The sequence below is a fragment of the Pseudoalteromonas xiamenensis genome, from assembly GCF_030994125.1.
In the GTDB taxonomy this organism is placed as follows: domain Bacteria; phylum Pseudomonadota; class Gammaproteobacteria; order Enterobacterales; family Alteromonadaceae; genus Pseudoalteromonas; species Pseudoalteromonas xiamenensis_B.
This window is the reverse complement of sequence record NZ_CP099917.1, coordinates 2351217-2374021: the sequence shown is the minus strand read 5'-3', so window position 1 is coordinate 2374021 and position 22805 is coordinate 2351217. Positions and strand designations below refer to the sequence as shown.

17 protein-coding genes and 2 pseudogenes are annotated in these 22805 nt (G+C 45.4%); 7 read left to right on the top strand and 12 right to left on the bottom strand.

Translation table 11 applies throughout. The features are described 5' to 3' along the window. Positions 1 to 27 precede the first annotated feature (27 nt). From gspG to gspC, 5 genes are all read right to left on the bottom strand, one after another. The gene (gene gspG / locus NI389_RS11015) at positions 28 to 453 is read right to left on the bottom strand and encodes a type II secretion system major pseudopilin GspG (protein WP_308359956.1); all 426 of its coding nucleotides are present in this window, start codon (positions 451 to 453) and stop codon (positions 28 to 30) included. 66 nt (positions 454 to 519) lie between these two features. Continuing rightward, on the bottom strand, positions 520 to 1752 hold the full coding sequence (gspF, locus tag NI389_RS11010; RefSeq protein WP_308359954.1) for a type II secretion system inner membrane protein GspF: 1233 nt from the start codon (positions 1750 to 1752) through the stop codon (positions 520 to 522). Then, positions 1752 to 3257 carry a type II secretion system ATPase GspE gene (gspE, locus tag NI389_RS11005; RefSeq protein WP_372588631.1) on the bottom strand — a complete coding sequence of 502 codons (1506 nt, stop codon included), beginning with the start codon at positions 3255 to 3257 and terminating at the stop codon, positions 1752 to 1754. Before gspE ends, gspF begins: the two co-directional genes overlap by 1 nt. Before the next feature lie 28 nt (positions 3258 to 3285). After that, entirely contained in the window at positions 3286 to 5358 is a 2073-nt protein-coding gene (gene gspD / locus NI389_RS11000) for a type II secretion system secretin GspD (RefSeq protein ID WP_308359952.1), read from the bottom strand. A gap of 20 nt (positions 5359 to 5378) precedes the next feature. Next, positions 5379 to 6281 carry a type II secretion system protein GspC gene (gspC, locus tag NI389_RS10995; protein ID WP_308362545.1) on the bottom strand — a complete coding sequence of 301 codons (903 nt, stop codon included), beginning with the start codon at positions 6279 to 6281 and terminating at the stop codon, positions 5379 to 5381. A gap of 254 nt (positions 6282 to 6535) precedes the next feature. Here gspC and hslR point away from each other — a divergent pair, with 254 nt between their 5' ends. From hslR to NI389_RS10980, 3 genes and pseudogenes are all read left to right on the top strand, one after another. Then, positions 6536 to 6943, top strand: coding sequence for a ribosome-associated heat shock protein Hsp15 (hslR, locus tag NI389_RS10990; protein ID WP_208842087.1), 408 nt, complete (start codon positions 6536 to 6538; stop codon positions 6941 to 6943). A 10-nt stretch (positions 6944 to 6953) separates the two neighbouring features. Then, positions 6954 to 7800 (top strand): annotated as a pseudogene (gene hslO / locus NI389_RS10985) (Hsp33 family molecular chaperone HslO). 315 nt (positions 7801 to 8115) lie between these two features. Next, positions 8116 to 9654, top strand: coding sequence for a phosphoenolpyruvate carboxykinase (locus NI389_RS10980; protein ID WP_308359951.1), 1539 nt, complete (start codon positions 8116 to 8118; stop codon positions 9652 to 9654). 330 nt (positions 9655 to 9984) lie between these two features. Here the strand turns inward: NI389_RS10980 and envZ are convergent, their stop codons facing one another. Beyond that, on the bottom strand, positions 9985 to 11289 hold the full coding sequence (envZ, locus tag NI389_RS10975; RefSeq protein ID WP_308359949.1) for a two-component system sensor histidine kinase EnvZ: 1305 nt from the start codon (positions 11287 to 11289) through the stop codon (positions 9985 to 9987). Positions 11290 to 11296: 7 nt separating this feature from the next. After that, positions 11297 to 12010: an osmolarity response regulator transcription factor OmpR gene (gene ompR / locus NI389_RS10970; RefSeq protein WP_208842084.1), complete on the bottom strand. Its 714-nt coding sequence runs from the start codon at positions 12008 to 12010 to the stop codon at positions 11297 to 11299. Between the two features lie 176 nt (positions 12011 to 12186). Between ompR and greB the strand changes: the two genes are divergently transcribed. Continuing rightward, a complete protein-coding gene (greB, locus tag NI389_RS10965; protein WP_308359946.1) occupies positions 12187 to 12660 on the top strand; it encodes a transcription elongation factor GreB in 474 nt (157 codons plus the stop codon). Positions 12661 to 12740: 80 nt separating this feature from the next. After that, entirely contained in the window at positions 12741 to 15044 is a 2304-nt protein-coding gene (locus NI389_RS10960) for a Tex family protein (RefSeq protein ID WP_308359944.1), read from the top strand. A gap of 156 nt (positions 15045 to 15200) precedes the next feature. Here NI389_RS10960 and NI389_RS10955 read toward each other — a convergent pair whose 3' ends face one another. The 3 genes from NI389_RS10955 to bioH form a co-directional block, all read right to left on the bottom strand. After that, positions 15201 to 16103, bottom strand: a complete 903-nt coding sequence (locus tag NI389_RS10955) for a putative metalloprotease CJM1_0395 family protein (RefSeq protein WP_308359942.1) — start codon at positions 16101 to 16103, stop codon at positions 15201 to 15203. Position 16104: 1 nt separating this feature from the next. Then, a complete protein-coding gene (locus NI389_RS10950; RefSeq protein WP_308359940.1) occupies positions 16105 to 16413 on the bottom strand; it encodes a hypothetical protein in 309 nt (102 codons plus the stop codon). Between the two features lie 101 nt (positions 16414 to 16514). Further along, entirely contained in the window at positions 16515 to 17252 is a 738-nt protein-coding gene (bioH, locus tag NI389_RS10945) for a pimeloyl-ACP methyl ester esterase BioH (RefSeq protein WP_308359939.1), read from the bottom strand. 70 nt (positions 17253 to 17322) lie between these two features. On the opposite strand from bioH, the gene NI389_RS10940 reads away from it, so the two are divergent. Further along, on the top strand, positions 17323 to 18000 hold the full coding sequence (locus NI389_RS10940) for a ComF family protein (protein ID WP_308359937.1): 678 nt from the start codon (positions 17323 to 17325) through the stop codon (positions 17998 to 18000). Positions 18001 to 18017: 17 nt separating this feature from the next. Here NI389_RS10940 and NI389_RS10935 read toward each other — a convergent pair whose 3' ends face one another. Next, positions 18018 to 20564: a M14 metallopeptidase family protein gene (locus tag NI389_RS10935; protein WP_308359936.1), complete on the bottom strand. Its 2547-nt coding sequence runs from the start codon at positions 20562 to 20564 to the stop codon at positions 18018 to 18020. A gap of 147 nt (positions 20565 to 20711) precedes the next feature. Between NI389_RS10935 and nfuA the strand changes: the two genes are divergently transcribed. Then, positions 20712 to 21287: a Fe-S biogenesis protein NfuA gene (gene nfuA / locus NI389_RS10930; RefSeq protein ID WP_308359934.1), complete on the top strand. Its 576-nt coding sequence runs from the start codon at positions 20712 to 20714 to the stop codon at positions 21285 to 21287. A gap of 216 nt (positions 21288 to 21503) precedes the next feature. On the opposite strand, the pseudogene NI389_RS10920 reads toward nfuA, so the two are convergent. Further along, positions 21504 to 22788: pseudogene (locus NI389_RS10920) on the bottom strand (MATE family efflux transporter). Positions 22789 to 22805: the final 17 nt, after the last annotated feature.

The following is a 22805-nucleotide window of genomic DNA, read 5'->3' as shown; positions in this document are numbered from 1 at the left end:
GAAGTACAACAAGATAGTTAAGCTCGATTATTTGTTTTCTTGATCCCAGTTTCCGATGTCGTCATCCGTACCCACTTCACCGTCTGGACCCATAGAGAAAATATCGACTTTTTTACCCATTTCACCTGGGCTAACTAACTGATATGGATTACCCCATGGATCTTCAGGAAGTTTTGAAATAAACCCACCGTCTGGGAAGCGAGATGGAATTGGCTCGATAGACGTTTTCGTCACTAACGCTTCTAAACCTTGTTCTGTCGATGGGTAAGCTTTATTCTTTAGCTTATACATGTTCATCGCGTCTTCAAGTTGCTGAATATCCAGTCTAGCTTTGTCTTTTGCCGCTTCTTCTTGTTGACCCATAATGTTAGGCGCAACAATTGACATGATCATCCCGATGATAACCAGTACCACCATAATTTCTAATAATGAAAAACCAGATTGCTTGTTCACGTGACTTACCTCTTTTACTGGTGCTTTATCCATACGGCATTAAAACTTAATACCTGTTCCTTCGACCTATAGGCCAATTGCTTTGTTCATTGCCATGATTGGCTGCAAAATTGCCATCACGATAAACAATACGATAACCGCCATACCTGCAATCATGGCAGGCTCAAGCAATTTCAACGTAACATTTACCATGCTTTCAAATTCTCTGTCTTGGTTGTTTGCTGCTCGCTCTAACATTTGTTCAAGCTCCCCTGATTTTTCCCCACTGGCAATCATGTGGATCATCATGGGTGGAAACAACTTAGTTTGTTGTAATGCAGCTCTTAAACTAGCCCCTTCGCTGACACGGGTAGCCGCCTCAGAAACCGCTTGCTTAATGCGTTGATTTTCAAGCACTTGCCCTGAAATTTTCATCCCTTCTAGTAGCGGAACAGAACTTGAAGACAAAATACTAAGAGTACGAGCGAAACGCGCCGTGTTAATTCCACGACTGATTTTCCCAAGTCCTGGCATTTGCAAAATTTTGCCGTCAAACCAATAACGCACTTTAGGACGTTTTAATGCTTGCTTGATACCAAAAACCGTACCAATAATCACCACTAGGCTTGGCAACCAATAGTGCTGAACAAAGTTACTTGCGGCCATTACCCATTCCGTTGTCCAAGGCAAAGCTTGCTTTGACTTTTCAAACGTTTTTAGGATCTTTGGCACAACGGTGCCAAGCAGTACAGACACGATAGCTATCGCAAAGATAACTAGAATAATTGGGTAAACCATAGCCTGTGTAATCTGGCTACGCATATGTTGGCGTTGTTCTGTGTAATCCGCTAAACGATTCAGTACCGCATCCAAATGACCCGATTTTTCCCCCGCAGCGACCATCGCGCGGTATAAATTGTCGAAGACATAGGGAAATTCCGACATACCATCGGCGAGCGTATAGCCCTCGACTACTTTCGAACGAACAGACATCAGCATACGCTTTAAGCGAGGCTTTTCACATTGTTCAGCAACCGCTTTTACCGCTGCTTCAACAGGCAAAGCTGATTGGATCAACGTTGCTAATTGACGCGTGATTAGGGCTAAATCCGCTGTCGACGGTTTATACCCTCGATTGAAAAGCCCCATACCAGAGCCTGAGCTTGCGGCCTTTTCTTTTTGTGCGGCTGGAGAAACTTCAAGCGCGACTAACCCCATTTCTCGCAATTGTGTGCGGATCTGTTTAGCCGTGTCTGCTTCTAGTATGCCTTTTTTCTCTTTTCCTTTGGCATCCAGTGCTCGATATTCAAATGCCGCCATTAGCCTTCCTCACGCGTTACGCGCAATACTTCTTCTAATGTCGTTTTGCCATCAAGTACTCGTGAGATACCATCTTGGCGAATGCTCGGGTAATGTTTGCGAATGTATTTCTCAACCGCTTGTTCACCTTTACCATTGTGGATCAATTCGCGGATATGCTCATCAACCACCAGTAACTCATGAATACCTGTCCGGCCTTTATAGCCATTGTAATTACATTCATCACACCCGACGGCACGGTAAATCGTCGGTGAATTTGCAGGTGACACACCCAACAATTCACATTCACGTTCATCGGCATGATGAGCCGCTTTACATTTAGGGCACAATGTACGCACTAGACGTTGTGACAAGACACCAAGTAACGACGAGGACAATAAAAACGGCTCAACACCCATGTCTTCCATACGGGTAATCGCGCCAGAGGCCGTGTTGGTATGAAGTGTCGACATAACAAGGTGACCGGTTAATGATGCTTGCACACCAATTTGTGCCGTCTCCAAGTCTCGTATTTCACCCACCATTACCACATCCGGATCTTGACGTAGAATAGCACGTAAGCCGCGCGCAAACGTCATTTCAACCTTCGCATTAACTTGTGTTTGACCAATACCAGGAATTTCATACTCAATTGGATCTTCTACGGTCAAGATATTACGGTCTTTACTGTTAATTTGCGTCAGGCCTGCGTACAACGTGGTACTCTTACCTGAACCGGTGGGGCCTGTCACCAAAATAATACCATGTGGTTTTGCTATCATATCGGCAAATCGATTGCGGATACTTTCCGTCATACCAAGGTCTTCTAAGTTCAAACGAGCATTATTCTTATCAAGAAGACGAAGTACAACACGCTCACCAAAACTTGACGGCATGGTCGATACCCGCACGTCGACCGCTCGACCAGCGATTCGTAGACTAATACGACCATCTTGCGGTACACGTTTTTCCGCAATGTCGAGCTTCGCCATAACTTTGATACGCGAAACCAGCAGTGACGATAACTTACGGTTGGGCTTCAAGACTTCTTTCAGCACACCATCAACACGGAAACGGATCACCAAATCCTGCTCGAATGTTTCGATGTGGATATCTGATGCACCTTCTTTAATGGCCTCGCTCAACATAGCGTTGATTAACTTAATGATTGGCGCATCGTCATCCGCCGCCAACAAGTCTTCGGTTTGCGGTAACTCTTCAGCCAATGAAAAAAGATCCACCTCGTTACCAATATCTTCCATCATTTGCTGAGTTTCAGAACTGTCGCGTTGGTAACTGGCTTCGAGCATAAGTTCAAAGCGGTCTTTATCTAACGCTTCGACTCGGAATGCTTTTCCTGCAAAACGACGCACTTCCAATAGTGCTTCCGCCGATATGTCGCCAGTGGTGTAAACGATGTATTCGTCATGTTCGACGCTTAGCAATAGCCCAAAACGCTTCGCGAAGGCAAAAGGCAAACGTTTACGACTTACGACTTCCGTTGCTTGCTCTTCGTCCAATGGCATGATGTCAGCGTGAACGTCAGCTACCGTATCAGTCATTGTGTTGCTCATCATTTTGCTGCTTTAAATATTCTTCGTATGTCGGAGGTAATGTCAGTTTGTCGTTCCACTCCGGTAACATTGGCGAGTCGGTCAACGGCATTAAATCAATACCATCTTCACGTTGTTTCACTTGCTCGCCACGGATAAAATTGTACTTACCATGACTCAACTCATTCATGCGCGTAGAATCACGTACGATGGTTGGGCGAATGAAAACCAATAGGTTACGCTTACGTTTGCTCGTGCTTGTAGACTTGAACAGATGTCCCAATACAGGAATGTCACCTAAAATTGGTACTTTAGATACGCTTTCTTGCACGTCTTCGTCTATCAAACCACCCAACACAACCATTCCACCATCGTCTGCAATCACTGTCGTGCTAATTGCACGTTTGTTGATTGAGATATCAACAGCAGTGGCGCCACTTACGCTCGATACTTCTTGTTCAATCGTCAGTTGTACGGCATCGCCATCATTAATTTGAGGTGTTACTTTAAGTTTGATACCCACTTCTTGACGTTCAACCGTCTGGAACGGGTTAGAATTCGTGGTACTGGCCGTTGAACCTGTGATGATTGGCACTTCTTGACCTACGATCATCGACGCTTCTTCGTTGTCCATCGTCGTTACAGACGGTGTTGCAAGAATATTCGAATTGGTGTCTGTGGAAACCGCTTGAACAATCGCACCCCAGTCGTTGCGTATAATTCCTGCCGCCAAACCGTTGATGCCACCGACTAGCTGACCTAACGCGGTGAGGTCACCGACCTGAGTTTCTGTGTAAGGTTTGTTGGTGTCAGTTAAGCTACCGGTGTACACTTTTTCAATCGTCTTATCACGCGCTTTTTCTGCTGCAACAGCCAAACCACCAATCGGAACAGAAGTGCCGTTATTAAATTGCAGCATTCCGCCTTCTTTACTGATCCACTGTAAGCCAAAGTTGATGCCATCACCTTCAAAGACTTCCACAACAATCGCTTCCACAAGGACTTGCGCACGACGTACATCTAGTTTTTCGATCACCGACGCGAGAGAACGCATCGTATCTGGCTGTGCTGTAATCACCAGTGCATTAGAATCTTGGTGAGCTTCAATACTAGTGTCACCTTTTTGCGAGCTTGTACGACGAGCACCATTGGCGTTTGCACCACCTTGTGTTTCTTCCTGCAATGACTTACTCACACCTTGCAGAACTTTTACCAGCTCTTCCGCTTTCGCGTAGTTCAAATAGAAAACTTGCGTGTTACCCGTGCTTTCGAGTTCACCATCTAAACGTTTGATTAGTTCAATTGCTCGGCCACGAGCTTGAGATTCACCACTCACAATGATGCTGTTGGTACGCTCGTCAGCAACCACTTTAGGAATTAGGAATTCAGGTATCGTACCCTTGCCAGAATCTTTAAAGATGTTATCTACAACAGATACCACGTCTTGTGCTGTCGCATGTTTCAACTTAACAATGTCAACATGGCGGTCGCCGGCCTGATCGACAGAGCGGATGATGTCAACTAAACGATTAACCGACGAGGCATGCCCCGTCAACATCATCACGTTTGCTGAGTTTAAATTTGTAACATGACCACCATCTTTTTGGTCGCTAAACTGACGAATAAGCGGGCCTAATTCTTGAACACTTACGTTCTTTACTCGAACTACGCGTGTGACGAGTACGTCACCATTGCCTTTCTCTTCGTCTTTCACTAGCGGCACGTTAGCCTTTTTGCCATCCGAACTACGCACGACCTTTAGAACGCCGCTGTCCATCTCGATGACGGCGTATCCGTAGACTTCTAATACGTTTAAAAAGAATTGATAGTAAATTTTTTCATCCATCAATTCGTAACTACGCACGTTAATGTTGCCACGGACGTTAGGGTCAATAATGATGGTTTTATTTAAGTTTTTACCAACAATATTGATGAACTCGTTGATGTCTGTGCCTTTAAAATTAGCTGCATATTCAACAGCCGGAACAGTAAAAGATAATCCAGCCGCCAAGAAGAGCGCAGCATATTTAGCTAACCCAGCTTTTGTTGTTCGATGGTTTCGCTTAGTTGTCATTGCTGTGTGTACTCCAATTATTACAGGCTGAATTGCACGTCCATTAAGCTGCCATCGCGCTCAATGGTGATAGTGGCGTTGCTACTTGTGCGCAGTTCATTGACTGCTTGCATGGCCTGTTTCATGTCCGTGAGTTGATAGCCATTGATAGCAACAGCCAAATCATTATTCTTAAGTCCCATACGGGAAAACAGTGCCGGATCTTTTCCAGCACTCAAGCGATAACCGATTAATTTTCCATCTTGTGTCGCTTGAGAAATACGAATGTAATCAAATAATTTACCGGGATCTTGCTTAACTTCTTCGCGCGTTGCCGAGATTTGTTCTTTCAACGCCCCTTTCGATTGAACCGGACCGGATGAGCTTACTAAAGGATTATTGCGTTTTGTTGAAGATGGCAAGGTCACTGTTTTGCTGAAATCAAGGCCATCTAGCATGAGCGTTTCAAAACGACCACTCACATCCAGAATAACGCGGTCCGGTAAAACTTGAGCCAGTTTCGCCCGCGTACCTGCAATCGAATCTTTTACCACGTAGGTTTCTTGACGACCTTGGGATTCAATAATTGCAAGACCAGCTTCATCGTCTTGGCTGACCGCTACGATGCCGGTAAGGCGAAGACTTAATCGCGTTTCTGGCGCGTCGGAGATAACGGTTTTCTGAACAGGCTCTGCGATGGCATTCGCTTGACCAAATAAATTTTGAGCAAGAATTTTGCGAACGTTAACTGGGGAATGAGAACTGGATGAAGCGGCTTGAATAGAAGGGAGAGATTCCGCCTTAGGTGTAGGCCAGAGTATCCAAAACAGTTGCGCGGTCAAATAGGCAACGTAAACCACCGCAGCTATAGTAACGATTTTGCTCAGTCTTTTATGTGGCAAGGATTGTGCAACTTTTTGCAACTGTAATATTTGCTGTTCCATCATTCTTATATTCTTCTTCGTTTGAGCGACCCAGTGTACCTTCTCGTAACCCTTTCAACAAGCGCGCAAATATGAAACTTTACATTCACACACAAAACAAGATGGCTATGTAAATGAATGTCAAAAAGGGCTTGTTTCCTTAGTCGCCGTGCCTAGCCTGAAAGTTCCCTTAACGAATGTGGATGCGCTTTTTTTAGGCGTTCAAGTGTGGTAAATTTGACGACAGTTACAAACCGTTTTTAGAGTTTCTCTCAGTGGCAAAAACATCCCCTGAACAATCTGAAAAAGCCGCAGTTAGGCTAGATAAATGGCTGTGGGCTGCCCGCTTTTACAAAACTCGAGCCTTGGCCCAAGAAATGATACAAGGCGGTAAAGTACACTATAACGGACAACGCTGTAAACCCAGCAAAACCGTTGACGTTGGTGCCGTGGTCCGTTTAGCGCAAGGCTTTGACGAAAAGGAAGTTACAATTCAAGTCGTAACAGAGAAACGTCAAAGTGCACCGTTGGCTCAAATGCTCTATGTCGAATCGGAAAAAAGCCTTGAACGCCGCGAACAAAACGCGATCGCGCGAAAGAACAACACGTTTTTTGCTCCTCATCCTGTTAACAAACCGGACAAAAAACAACGTCGAGAATTGCTAAAACTGAAGTTAAGTTAGGATTTTGTTAATGCAAAAAGATTTATTACACCGCTATATTTTTGACAATTTAGATGTCCGTGGTGAATTAGTTCAATTGGAAAAAACCTACCAAGAAATACTTGGTGGTCACGAATACCCAGAAGCGGTTCAGTCACTGTTGGGCGAGTTGTTGGTTGCAACGTGTTTATTAACAGCAACCTTAAAGTTTGAAGGCGAAATCGCGGTGCAATTGCAAGGCGATGGTCCAGTCAAATATGCCGTGATTAATGGCGATCACCAACAGAATATGCGCGGCATAGCACGCTTACAAAGCGAAGTTTCTGGCCACACAATTCGTGAACTCATTGGCGAAGGATACATGGTCATCACTATCACGCCAACAAAAGGTGAGCGTTACCAAGGCATCGTGCCACTGACAGAACCTACATTGGCAGGTTGCTTAGAAATGTACTTTGCCCAATCTGAACAATTACAAACGCGTTTATGGCTCGCAACGTCCACCGCCAAAGGCCAAGCACGCGCAAGCGGTATGTTGTTACAAGTATTACCGGTAGACCAAGCTAAATCGAAAGAAGACTTCAAACATTTAGAAGCACTCACAGACACGATTAAAAACGAAGAAATGCTTGAGTTGGACGCCCATACCGTGCTGACACGTCTTTACCATGAAGACAATCCACAATTATTTGAACCGCAAACTGTTCAATATCGTTGTGGATGCAGTCGCGAAAAAAACCATCGATGCCCTTGCAAACGTTGGACTGGAAGCACTTCTTGAAGATATTCAAAAGCATGGCGAAATCAAAATCAGCTGCCACTATTGCTTGAAAGACTATCAATTCAACGAGCAGGAAATTCGCTCTATTTTTAACTAATTTGGATTTCCGTATTCAAATGAAGACTAAGCCGCCATTTTGGCGGCTTTTTTGTCTAAAAAAGATGATACCGGTGTCATAAAAAGATGACTTTTCATGACACCGGTATCATTGAAAATATTCAAGTTTTTTCTTAAAAAATGCGGATTTTAGACCTTGCAAAGGCTCGTATAACGCTATTTCATCTGATAATATAATTTCAGCTTTGATGAGTTATTGACCTCTTGGATTTAGGATTAAATTTTTGAGGTCAATATTTCACTCACTAAGAACCCAGAGCTATCCCGTTCAATCTCACATTTTTTAGGTAAAAACATGACTTCAAGCGCAACTCGTTATGTCGATTTAACCGCAGCTGAACTGGTCGAACACGCTATTCGCCGTGGCGAAGGTACTTTAGCCGCAAATGGTGCGTTCGTAGCACAAACTGGTCGCCGTACAGGCCGTTCTCCAAGTGACCGTTTTATCGTGCAAGAACCAACCACAGCAAATGACATTCAATGGGGCAACGTGAACCGCCCGTTCGATGCAGACAAATTTGATGCATTATGGGCACGTGTTGAAGCGTACGTTTCGGACAAAGACCACTTCGTCTCTCACCTCGAAGTTGGCGCAGATCCAGAGCATTACCTGCCAGTTGTTGTAACTACGGAAACAGCTTGGCACCATATTTTTGCTCAAAACATGTTTATCATCCCTGAAAAATACAATGCAGCTGATTTACCTGAATGGCGAGTATTAAACGTTCCATCTTTTGTGTGTGAGCCAGAGCGCGACGGCACAAACAGTGATGGTACGGTTATCATTAACTTTGCACAACGCAAAGTACTACTTGCTGGTATGCGTTATGCCGGTGAAATGAAAAAATCAATGTTCTCTGTACAGAACTTCCTACTTCCTGCGAAAGGTGTATTACCAATGCATTGTAGCGCAAACGTAGGCGAAGCTGGCGACACAGCGCTATTCTTCGGTCTATCGGGTACAGGTAAAACAACACTATCCGCAGATCCAACTCGCTTCCTAATTGGTGATGACGAGCACGGCTGGGCACCAGGTAGTGTGTTTAACATTGAAGGTGGTTGCTACGCAAAATGTATCGACCTATCGCAAAAGAACGAGCCTGTCATTTGGGATGCTATCCGCTTCGGTACAATTTTAGAAAACGTTGTACTTGATGAGAATCGCGTACCGGATTACACAGACTCTAGCCTAACTCAAAACTCACGCGCTTCTTACCCTCTTACACACGTTGAGAAACGTAAAGTGGAAAACCGTGCTGGCGAGCCAAAAGCAGTGGTATTCCTGACCTGTGATGTAAGCGGCGTATTACCTCCTGTGTCAATTCTTTCTGAAGAAGCAGCAGCTTACCATTTCCTAAGTGGTTACACGGCGAAAGTAGGCTCTACAGAGATCGGATCAACATCAGACATCGAATCAACCTTCTCAACGTGTTTTGGTGCTCCATTCTTCCCACGTCCAGCAGGCGTATACGCTGAGCTTCTAATGAAGCGCGTACGTGAATTCGGCGCTAAAGTATACTTAGTGAACACAGGTTGGACTGGTGGTCCTTACGGTATCGGTAAGCGTTTTGACATTCCAACAACACGTGCTGTTGTTGATGCTATCGTATCTGGCACGCTTGCTGGTGTTGAAACTCAGCACATCGAGGCTCTAAACTTAGACGTTCCAGTATCTGTACCTGGCGTAGATAGTAAACTACTTAACCCTATCAACACGTGGGAAGACAAAGCGAAGTACGAAGAGTTCGCTCAGAAACTCGCGACGGAATTCAAAGCTAACTTTGAGAAGTACGACGTTTCAGACGCAATTGTGAATGCGGGTCCTCGTGGTTAAGCATTACAGCTAAAGACAAAATTCCTTTATCAATGATGATACAAAACGCCCTCTCGAGGGCGTTTTTTTATGTCTAAACGCTTTGTTTGGCGGTGTTAATTAGGTTACAACCAGAATGAACAGTCAAGGTCTTAGAAAATGAAACATAGAAGGAAAGCCTAGTTAGCACTAACTCAGCACCAAATAGAACAAGAAAACACAAGCAAGATCGCAAGTAGTTGTGCCAACTGTTTTGTAAACTGCGGCAGCCGACATTCCCTCGCATTTTGCTAAACAACAGGTCGGCTAGAACCGTAACGTACACCATGAATAGGCCTTGTTAGCCTATTCTCATCTTTTTACTGCAGGTAAATACACTTCGGCACTTAAGCCACCGCCTTTACGATTACGCAGTTTAACGGTACCTCGATGGGTTGAAACAATCCGTTTAATAATCGCAAGCCCCAGTCCACTGCCTTCACTCCCTCGCGCCAAATCACCACGGGTAAAGGGCTCAAACACTTTCTCCAGCTCTGACTCAGGGATCCCAGGCCCTTTATCCTTAACCGTAACAAGCACTTGTTTTTTATCGGCTAAATATTGCGTTTCAACGTCAATGACATCATCAGAATAACGGATCGCGTTTTCAATCATGTTGGTGACCACACGCTTCAACGCGACACAATTCATCAGTACGTTAGGTAAATTTTCCTGAACGGTTAGCCGTATCTCACGCTGATGTTGCTGCTCAGCATGCACAACTTCTTGTACAACATGATTGATGTCATCCAGCTCTAGCTCCGCGGTGTTGTGGTGTCGCAGATATTCAATGAACTGATCGATAATGGCGTTCATATCCTCGATGTCATCAATAATGCCTTGACGCAAATAATCATCCTCGTCATTCATCATTTCTGTGGCGAGGCGAATCCGAGTCAATGGTGTTCGTAAATCATGCGACACGCCCGCCATCATCAGTCGGCGGTCATTTTCAAGATCGGCTATCCCTTTCGACATCTGATTGAACGCTTTAGTCACTTCAATCACTTCCGTCGAACCTTCTTCTTTTAGTCGTGTACTGAAATCCCCAACACCAACTCGACCTGCTGCAATTTGCAGTGATTTCAGTGGTTTATTTAAGTGTCTTGCAAACAACCAACCACCTAACACACTCAAAAAGCCAATCGTGGATAAGTAAAAAACCAAGAATTGAATGTTGGTTTCGGTAAATCCAGATAATGGTACACGTACCCAATACCCAGGAGCTTGCGGCGCTTCAACCCAATACACCAGTGGGTTACCTTGACTGATCATCACGCGCGCTGAACCATTCAGCTGTTCAGACATGCTACGTGACAACATCGTGTATTCTTTGGCTTGCCCAAGTCCATTCGCGTACGCTTCTCGTTGCGTCATGACTTCGATACCCGTGATCTCAAAGAACTTCTTTGACATTGCACTGGTCATTTCGACCCCTTCTTCTTGGTCGATGAAGACGGTTTTGACCTGCTTGGCCAGCATCAGATTCACTTGTTCAAACGTGGGCTTAACCACATACAACGTGACGGTGATGTAGGAAACGATCTGATTGATTAACAGCAGTGCGCCCACGAAAAAAACCGTTTGTCCGAACGCACTTCTTGGCAAAATACTCATGTGCTACTTATTTACCACCGTCTGGCACAAAGACATAACCTAATCCCCAAACGGTTTGAATATAGCGAGGGTTTGCGGGGTCTTCTTCGATCATGCGACGCAGACGCGATACTTGCACATCGATGCTTCGCTCAAGCGCACTGTAATCTCGACCACGTGCTAAATTCATCAGTTTGTCACGACTTAATGGCTCTCTTGGGTGAGACACTAGCGCTTTAAGCACCGCAAATTCACCACTGGTCAGCGATAGACTTTCATCTCCACGCTGCATTTCACGCGTCGCTAGGTTAAGTGCAAATTGTCCGAACGCAACAATGTTTTCTTCCGCTGAGGGTGCCCCTGGCACTTCCTTCGTGCGTCGACGTAACACGGCTTTAATACGCGCGAGTAACTCTCTTGGGTTGAAAGGTTTTGGTAGATAGTCGTCCGCCCCCAGTTCTAGACCAATAATACGGTCAACTTCGTCGCCTTTTGCCGTCAACATCACGATAGGAATTTCATTTTCCTTTTGACGTAAACGGCGACATATAGACAACCCATCTTCGCCTGGTAACATTAAATCCAACACCATCATGTGAAAGTTTTCACGCTCCAATAATCGGTCCATCTGTTCTGAATTTGCTGCCGTCCTTACGATAAAACCTTGTTCTACCAAATAACGCTCAAGCAAACTACGAAGGCGCATATCATCGTCGACGACGAGAATTTTTGTTGTTTCCATTCCCATAATTTCATTCTTCTTATTGGCAAGCCTAGAACCTTAAATATAATGGAAATAGACGGACTTAGACATGGGAATTTGATACTACTTTGTTACATAAGTTTACAGCACACCAAACTCGACAAAGTATCTCGCTTTGATTAAGGTTGCGGTGAAAATTTGATAGAGAGTACAGCGTGAAAACCAATTTGATAACCCCTGAAGGCTATCGCCAATTACAGCAAGAACATGATCAGTTGTGGTTTGAAAAACGCCCTGAAGTCACCAAAATTGTTACTTGGGCTGCAAGCCTTGGCGACCGCTCCGAAAATGCTGATTACACGTTCAATAAACGCCTTTTGCGACAAATTGACCGTCGTGTCCGCTATTTAAGAAAACGCCTACCTGAGTTGAAAATTGTTTATCCGCACCCAGATCAGGAAGGTAAAGTATTTTTCGGCGCATTGGTCGAAATTGAAAATGACGATGGGGACACCCTGACTTTTCAGATAGTCGGTCCTGATGAGATTTATGACCAAAAAGAGGTGGTTTCTATCGACGCGCCGATGGCTCGAGCATTACTTGGTAAAGCCGTCGATGATGACGTCGTAGTACGCACGCCAGAAGGCAAAAAGACGTGGTATATCAACTCAATCTCATACAGAACCTAGTCGCCGCCCAGCATGGGTGATAAAATCGACGATATGCGCACAACCAAGGTTGTGCTACTGAATTTTTATAAGGATTTTGCATGAGCAACATCTCTCTTCGTTTGGCACAAGAACTCAATGCCAAAGAACAACAAGTTATCGCTGCTGTTGGACTTCTTGATGAAGGTGCTACAGTGCCTTTTATCGCTCGTTACCGTAAAGAAGTCACAGGGGGTTTAGACGACACCCAATTACGTCTCTTAGAACAACGCCTATCTTACTTGCGAGAGCTTGAAGAGCGCCGTACTTTCATCCTCGCAACTATCAAAGAGCAAGGTAAATTATCAGAAGCGCTCGAACGTGACATTCACAGTGCTCAAAGCAAAACGGAGCTTGAAGATCTTTATCTTCCATATAAGCCTAAGCGCCGTACCAAAGGCCAAATCGCGATTGAAGCGGGTCTTGAGCCACTTGCCGATTTGCTGTTTCACGACGCAGATAAAGATCCTGAAGCTGAAGCCAATGCCTTTGTCGATATCTCCAAAGGAATTGAAGACATCAAAGCGGCACTAGAAGGCGCGAAATTTATCCTAATGGAACGCTTCGCGGAAGACGCTAAGCTTTTAGCTACTTTTAGACATTACATTCAAAAAAATGGCCAAATCGAGAGCAACGTTATCGCGGGCCAAGAAAAGAGTGGTGTAAAGTTTCAAGACTATTTCGAACACAGCGAGCCTCTCGCGAAAGTCCCTTCACATCGTGCTCTGGCGATGCTTCGCGGTCGCAACGAAGGCTTCTTGCAACTGAACATTAACCCTGAGCCGTCTTCAGAAGATGCGGCGGCTTATTGTGCTCAGATGATTGCCGACCACTACCGTTTGGCTATTTCAGGCAAAGCGGCAAGTGCATGGTTGTTAACGGTTGTGCAATGGGCATGGAAAGTAAAATTGGCTCTGCACTTAGAAAATGAATTTCTTGGCAACATGCGCGAGCGTGCTGAAACAGACGCGATTGATGTATTTGCAAAAAATTTAAAAGACCTGTTAATGGCTGCGCCCGCGGGAGCAAAGGTAACTATGGGGATCGATCCTGGTCTGCGTACAGGGTGTAAAATCGCCGTAGTTGACGCGACAGGTAAACTTCTAACAACAAACACCATTTTCCCGCATGTTCCACAAAACTTGTGGGATAAATCGCTGCGCACGCTTGAGCAGTTATGCCGTCAATATAAAGTCGAACTCATTGCAATCGGTAATGGAACAGCTTCTAGAGAAACCGATAAGCTTGCCGCAGAACTCGTCAAAGCTGTTGCGGACCTGAAAATGAACAAGATCATGGTCAGTGAAGCGGGCGCATCGGTTTACTCTGCATCCGAATTCGCGGCAAATGAATTCCCCGATCTAGATGTATCGCTTCGCGGGGCTGTTTCTATTGCTCGCCGCCTCCAAGATCCGCTTGCGGAACTGGTAAAAATTGAGCCGAAATCCATCGGGGTTGGTCAATATCAACATGACGTATCACAAAGTCAGCTAGGCCAAACATTGACGACAGTTGTAGAGGATTGTGTAAACTCTGTGGGCGTTGACGTCAATACGGCATCAGTGCCTCTACTTACACGTGTTTCGGGCTTAAATAAAACACTCGCAACCAATATTGTTCGCTATCGTGATGAAAATGGTCGCTTTGCAAGCCGCTCAGAATTGAAAAAAGTAGAGCGTTTAGGGCCAAAAGCTTTCGAACAAGCCGCCGGTTTTTTACGTATTATTGACGGTAAAGATCCTCTCGATGCATCCGCGGTTCACCCCGAAGCCTACCCAGTTGTAAAGCGTATTTGCGAGACAAAACAACTGCAAGTATCCTCATTGATAGGCAATAAAGACATTCTTAACAAGTTGGTTGCGAATGACTTCACCGATGAAAAGTTCGGTTTACCAACCGTAACCGACATCATCAGTGAGCTCGACAAACCAGGCCGCGACCCACGCCCTGAGTTCAAAACGGCTGAGTTCAAAGCTGGCGTTGAAACTATCTCTGATTTAAAAGTGGGAATGGTACTTGAAGGTGTCGTGTCTAACGTTGCGAACTTTGGTGCCTTTGTTGACGTCGGCGTTCATCAAGATGGCCTCGTCCATATTTCAGCGTTAACCAACAAGTTTATCAGCGACCCTCGTGAAGTGGTCAAAGCGGGTGATATTGTCAAAGTAAAAGTACTCGAGGTCGACGTTGCCCGTAAACGCATCAGCTTTACTATGCGCTTGGAAGATGAAGTACAAAGCGCACCAGCGAGCAAACCTGCGGTCGAAAAGAAAGCGGCTCCTCGTGCGGCAAACAAGCCAAAACCGGTATCGGCTAATGCAGCAATGGGTAACGCGTTTGCGGAAGCCTTTGCTAAATTAAAAAAGTGATCGAATCCTTGATGAGAAGGCCGCGCTTGCGGCCTTTTTTATTTCTTTACGCAGCCGGTTACCGTCACTTAGCTATGCTTGCAATAGATGAGTAATTCAATTGATGGGAGAGCGTTAAATCAAACAATGAACCGGTGAGTTAACCAGCACGAAAAGTTAAATGTAGGCGTTGAATCCAGATGCACTTTTTGGTTCATGCACATGTTGATAGAAGTCAGCAATTCGCATTGCTCTTGACTCTACATCTGGATTTCTATCTTTCTTCAGACTGCGATTTTGAAACGATGGGACAGAATTATCTTTAGCTTCAAGCACATCGCTCTGCGCTGCGTTCAACGAGGCATCTTCGTCTTCTCCAGCAAGACGTCGGCGCTCAAAACTGTTTACACGAGTTTTATCGTCTTCTCCATCACCATTCAAAGCTTGTTTAGAGAGCTCGGCTTGCGCAGAGGCGATTTTTCTCGATGCATCAGCCGCGATTGCGCGATCGGCCCCTGACGGCTCTGCTGGTGCCAGTGCCGCCGCGCGAACCGTTTGCATTTTGTCGATGGTGCCTTGTGGATCGCCGGGGACTTCCGCCACGTCAATCATGACTTCACCACCAACCGCATAATTGGTGCCATCAGGCCCTTTTTGAAACTCGTAGCTAGGGCTACCTGCGTGTTGGCCGCCAACTCGAGCATGCGCTTCTTCGTGTAATCGCACTTCCGTGTCACGATCTTTCAGCTCTTCTATTTGCTTAAGTTCTGCTTCCGCTTTTTGCTCTTCTCGACCACTTGAATGGTCACCTTCTTCATGACCATGCTCGTCTTTTGCATCGCGACTCTGAACAGCTTGTTTATCCTCAAGTTGCCCTTTTTTGTCGTAGAGTCCTTTTTCGTCTGAAGGAGCTTGTTTCGCTTTATCTGTATCTTGATAGGCTTTATTTTCGGTGAAAGACGCAGCCGCTTGGGCGGGTTGTGGAATCACTTCCCGCAATTGATTGTCACGCCTCGCGGTTTCAGTGTAGACGTTACCTGTGTGGAAATTTAGCGCCGGCTGCGGCGTAACGATGTTCATTTTACACTTTAATGTCGACCAACGTCCCTAACACCTCATCGGCTGTACGTATGGATTGCGTATTAGCTTTAGCGTTAAATTCTTCCACTTTAAGTTGCACCAGCGACTCGTCGAGACGAGGTGGTTGCGATACTGGTGGCGTTACCGCTTCTTCAGGACGAGCGGCCTGAAGTTGACGCTGCTGCGCGATTTGGTCATCATCCTGTTGTTGTAAGGTAGCGCGATTAATATCTGCGCTCGTGCGCTCAATCTGCTGCGACGCACGATTGAAGCCTTCAACCCCATTACTAAAAGCATCACCAATTGGCATAGCTCCCCTCCTCACACTTTTACACTGTTTAATTATTACTCAAAACAAGCTCAAATGAAAGGATGAGTTTCATTTTTTATTCCCATCCTCTTTGCTTAATTTTAAAGCATTGATTTCAATATGCTTACAAAATCTTCGCGGTGAGAAATAAAGGGGGCATGAGACGCTTTTGGCAATATTTCTGCACGAAACGCCGGATTGAGCTTATGCAACTCATCCACAACTTTCACGGGTACAAGGGCATCTAATCGACCAAAAATTCCTAAGATAGGCATCTTTAATGCCGCAAATTGGAGGCGTAAATCACATTCTTTAAGGAGGTTTAAGCCACCCGCCAACGCGATAGGAGACGCTGGTGCTTCTTGCGAAAGCCACGTGCGCAAACATTTTATGTCGTCTTTTGCGTGCTCACTCCCCATCGCCTGAATCGCTAAAAATCGCTCCACTGTCTTCGTTGGATTTGTCGTCAATGCTTCCATAAACTGCTGAAGCACGTCAGGCTTAATTCCATTCCATTGAGCAGAACCGAGGAAGAACGGTGATGATCCCACTAAAATAATTTTCGCTACTTTTTGCGGATAACGAGTTGCGATGTCAATCGCGAAAAGACCGGCCATGGACCATGCCACCAAAATTGAATCGTCTTCAAGTTGTTTTGCCAATTCATCCGCTGCCGCCGTTAACGTATAACTATCTTGCTCCCAATCCGCACCACCAAAGCCAGGTAAATTGAGCGCCTTGACGTGTAAATCCGGATTAGATTGCAACGCATCGTTCACTAGCTGCCAAACAGCTTTATTCATGCCCCAGCCATGGAGCAAGACGATATTTTTTTGCATTTAGTCCATCCTCTGTAAAACTTGCCACATGATAACGGCTCTATAACTGGATTCAAGGAATGTATCCACAATGAATTGGATTTCAACTCTCATACCAAACCGCTGTGTGTTGTGCCAACACACGCTGCCAGACGGCTCCGGTATCTGTGCTTACTGTTTACCGACAATAAAGTTATTTGACGTAGCACAATGGCCAAATTTACTCCTTCGGCCAGATATACAACATCAGACACAACTTAGCGACTGCGATGGCTTATTCAGTTGTGCTTGGTATGAAGGAAGTATTGCGACGTGGCTCAGTGCATTTAAATTTCAAAATCAAACCCACTATTTAGCCGCGTTACATACAGTGCTATCCCGACAATACAACCGTTGGCAGATGCTCGATTCTGGACGTGGGATTGATTCGATGCACACTATCCCACTGCATCCCATTCGTTACTTTTTCCGCGGTTACAATCAAACGGCGCAGATTTGGCAACCCGTCATCCCAAAAGCAAAGGCCAGCACAACGTTACATCGCACGCATTACACAAAGCCTCAGACTTCGCTTGGCAAACAGGCTCGTGCACTAAACACCTACGCCGCGTTTACCGTCAAAGGCGATTTAAGAGGAAAGACCGTCGCGATTCTTGATGATGTGATCACCACAGGCGCAACGATGAATGCTGCGGCGCGAGCTTGTAAAGCAGCAGGAGCTAGAACGGTATGGGCGATGAGCTTTGCGCTCACCCCCATTTCACCATGATTTATTCCTTTTCGACACTATTTGGCTTGCGCACTTAATGTATGTCCAAAGAACAAGGCGTTCGCAAGTAATCGACTTGTACCATACCAATAACCACGAAACACAGGGTTGTCGGTCATGCCAATCACAGTGCCACGACCTTTTCGGTGTGCAAGCAACGCGGCACTCTGGCTAATCGTATTGATGTTAATCGGATCAGCATAACCTGCTAAAAGGGGTGAAGCCGTATAGTTTGCTACCGTGACAAATGGACTAGTAGAGGGTTGCAACAACCAAGTCGCGTCTTTGAACATCGGAAGAGTGTCATCCTTCATTCCAAATGTTAAAGGGTGGGTTATATCAAGATGAGTGTTGAAAATGGCCCCCGCTATTCGTTGTTTAGCAGCCAACGCTTCTTGATCCACGTAGCGAAGATTTTGTGTCTCAAATTGAGCGCGCAGCTCGGCTTCACTGATCGCCGTTGCATTCAGCCAATTATTTTCTATTAGTAATTTGGCTCCTCGCTTGTGCCCCCAAATCACCCCGCCTTTGCTCACCCATTCCCCCATGTTTTGTTTAGCCTGCTCATCAAAGCGGTACTGGCCATCTACCAGAATAACATGGGTGTAATCACTTAAGGTCAATTTAGCAAATTGCTCTTGAGTCACTATCGTCGGTGCAATTCGCAGTCGCGTATCTAAAAAGTGCCAAACTTCACCCAATTCGTATTGGCTGATCCCCTGTCCACCAACTAACAACACTTTTGGGAGTTTTGCCACCGCAAACTGCCGTGAACCTAAATCAATTCCAGATTGAGTTAATCCACTGTCTATAGCGCTAATTTGGATAGCAAAGGCCTGCGCAACCGCATTCAACTCACTAAACCAATCCGCACGAGTTTGCAGACCTGCAGGGATCACAACCGCCCCAGCTAAAAACGACTTTTCTCTGCCACTCGATCGAGCTGAAAAACCATCAAGCGCTAACCGCGCTTTTATCCCGCGGGAAAGCAAAGCATTGAGTAACGCGGGCGCTTGGCTATCTTGCCAAGAAAACGCATAAGCGTACGAACCTGATTTTAAATCGAATGACGGAACTGAAGACGTCTGCCATTCCGTCGCCGAAACCTGTGCATCTCGCACACGTTTAAGCTTTTTGAACGGTAAATCAAACGCATGGGCAATGGTCCATCCGGACACATCATAAAAGGTATTATTTTCAAACCGTGTTTGTTCTGAAAATAACGCTTTGATTACTCTATATTGCGGCTGTCCAAGTGGAACATAAACGCTGCTAGCAGCATCGAATTCATGCCCATCAACTGCCGTCGTTTGCGCCAAAGGATAGGCATGGACTTGGTGTTGTTTTAAAATCGCCATAAAAGCATCACCACGTGATTTGTCATTTTCTAAATCAATGACATAACCTGCAAAATCTTCTTTTCTCGCTTCAGCAATCGCGCTGTTGTAAAAGGTCTGCTGATAAGCTTTTAAACTTTGTTGATTCGCCAATAATGCATCGAAAGAAGACAACGTCGTCGTCAGCTGATTTTTAATCGTTGCAGCAAACGATAAGGGACCATTAATCGTCTGTTGTAAATGGCCTCGACTACTCGCTTGCTCAAACAAGATGCCCACAGCACCATTGATGTCTGGGTACGTTGACCCTTTGCCATAGTAGAAATCATCAAAACTTTCTTTGGTGAAATACAATTGTTGTCGTTTATCAAGCGCCGCTGCATGAAAAGTCGCGATTTCTTCGGTTAGTTTCACGTTTTGTTTTGGCGTAATAGGATTCGTACGTGATGGTACGCCAGGCTGAAAGAAGTACGTACTATTCGGACCCATTTCATGAAAGTCCGTCAGCAAATTGGGCTTCCAAGCATGGAATGCGTTCATTCTTGCTCTCGACTCCGGATGCTGAAGCGGTAGCCAATCACGATTTAAATCGAAAAGGTAATGATTCGTTCGGCTTGAAGGCCAAGATTCGTTGTGTTCTCGGTGTTTAGGATCGAGTGATGGAGTTAAACTACGCGTACTGTTTACCCAACTTGCAAACCGATTTAAACCATCTGGATTCAATGACGGGTCGAGCAAAATGATGGTATCGGACAACAATCGTTCAATTCGGGCATCCTCTGCGGCGGCAAGGTAATACGCCACCAATAATGCCGCATTGCTACCGGACGACTCATTACCATGAACGCTGTAACCCATCCATGCAACCGCAGGTAGCTCACTTAGTCCTTCACCATTGGCGATCGCGGTCAGGCGTTGCTGACGAATGTTATCCAGCGATTTGCGTCGAGCGGGAGCACTAAACGAAAGCAACAACAAAGGTCGTTGTTCATACGTACGCCCAATTTCGGTAATGGAAAGCCTATCGCTTTTTTCCGCGAGAAGTTTTAAATAGTCCACCAGCTGGTCGTGGCGTACATGCCAATCACCGACCTCATAGCCAAGCACAGAACTTGGGGTTGGAATTGTTGGGTCAAACTTTACTGCACTTTCAAAATAATAACTCAACGGTGCCGCCATGCTCGCACTGCTGAGCGTAATTGCCGCCAAACTCAACCATTTTCTCATTTCTTCGCCTTGATGCTTTTTCGTTTTTTCTACGCTATCAACCTTACTCTGAGGATTCCAAAAAATTTCGTTCAACACTAGCGACAATAAGATGAGCGGAGTATGATAGCGATTAACCGAGTAATTTAGTCAAGTATAGTCGTCAATATGATCAAGATCTCTGAAACCGCACAAATCCATTTTGGTAAATTGCTTTCAAATCAAGCTGAAGGCACGAATATCCGCGTGTTCGTGGTAAATCCTGGCACATCGAAAGCAGAGTGTGGCGTATCTTACTGCCCTGCTGACGCAGTAGAGCCAACTGACATCCGTTTACCGTTTAATGGTTTTGATGCCGTTGTCGATGAAGAAAGCGCACCGTTTTTAGAAGAAGCAGAAATCGACTTCGTCACCGATAAAATGGGCACGCAACTTACCCTTAAAGCTCCGAATGCCAAAGCGAAAAAATTGGGTGATGATGCGTCTCTAAATGACCGAGTCCAACACATGTTAACGACGGAAGTAAACCCACAATTGGCTAACCACGGTGGCCAAGTGAGTTTAGTCGAGATTACAAAAGACGGTATAGCGGTGCTTCAATTCGGTGGCGGTTGTAACGGCTGTTCAATGATAGATGTCACGCTTAAAGAAGGCATTGAGAAAGAAATGATCGCTAAGTTCCCTGAAATAAGCGGCGTTCGCGATATCACTGAACACGCTCACGGTGAGCATTCTTACTATTAATCGCGAGTCGATTGATGCTGAAAGAATGGATTTTTCGCTTGGGGAGTACCCCCAAGCGAAGCATGACACGATTTTTTATCGGCCTTGCATTATTTGCCTTGGGTGCAAGCCTAATTGCCTTGGGGTATCTGTATTGGCCGTGGTTGCAATTACCAGGTCTTGTCATACTCCTACCGGGAGGAATCTTTGCCGCATGGGGCTACACCGGTATCTTTGCTAATCGGTTTGCACAAGTGCTTGATCGAAAAGCCCTCGACCCATCACTGTTCGATAACGAAGACCCAAAGTAATACCTCTTAGTACCATAAAGCAACTCATCGCAAACCAAAGTGCATGATTTCCGAATGAAGAGGTCAGTATAAATGGTACTGCAAACCCCACCACACCAGAAATAATCATACTGTTACGCATGTCTTTTGCACGCATAAGCCCAACAAAAATCCCATCGAATAGAAAGCAACTGGTTGCAATCAATGGCATCACGACAATCCACGGTAAATATTCAGCGGCATTCGCTTGTATTGTATCCAATGAAGTTAAGCTGGCGACAAACACCGGCCCAAGCATAGCAAACGTGAGCGTATAGCCAAGCGCAAAGACTGCGCCCCAAAAAATCCCACTTTCACCCAACGATGAACGGCGGCTTGAGATTTTTGACCGACCGCTTCTCCAACCTTTGCCTCTAGCGCATAAGCAATACCATCCATCGCAAAACTGATGAGCAATAGGAAGTTTAATAACACAGCATTTGTTGCCAAGGTGATATCACCTAATCGGGCACCGTAGAACGTCATAAAACTAAAACACGCTTGAAGTACCAATGATCGAAAAAAATGTCTCGATTTAAATTCAGCAAATGAGTAATTTGGCGTAGATTGATGGGAAACCATTTCATTGTGATATTGGCCCTAGCCAATGATTTTATGACTAATCCGATAGCCAAAGCACAGGACAAATAGTCCGAGATGCACGTGGCCCAAGCAGCCCCAACTACATTGAGATCAAGACCAACAACAAACCACACGTCTAATACGATATTCAATCCATTACTAAACAGCACCACATAAAATGGCCCTTTGCCATTTTGTAATCCAAGTAACGCGCCTAATAACACCAAATTCATCATTGCTGCGGGTGCACTCAGCAGACGTATCTCAATGTAACGCCCTGCACTTGCCATCACGTCGGGAGAAGCACTGGATAGGTTAGCGACGAGCGCTATGATTGAACCTTGCAACAACAGTAACAACACAGACAAACCGATTGCTATCGCGGCACTCGCATAAAGTTGGCTAAGTAACGCGGCTTCATTGCGTTCGCCAAATCGCTGAGCGACAAGCCCTGTTGTACTCATACGTAAAAAGCCCAACAACCAAAAAATCAAGCTAACGCTACTTGAACCAAGAGCAATAGCCGCGAGAAAATAGGCATTTGAAAGGTGACCTATCACCGCGGTATCAACAAGTCCTAGTAGTGGTACGGAGATGTTTGCTAACATCATAGGCCCACTTAGACGCA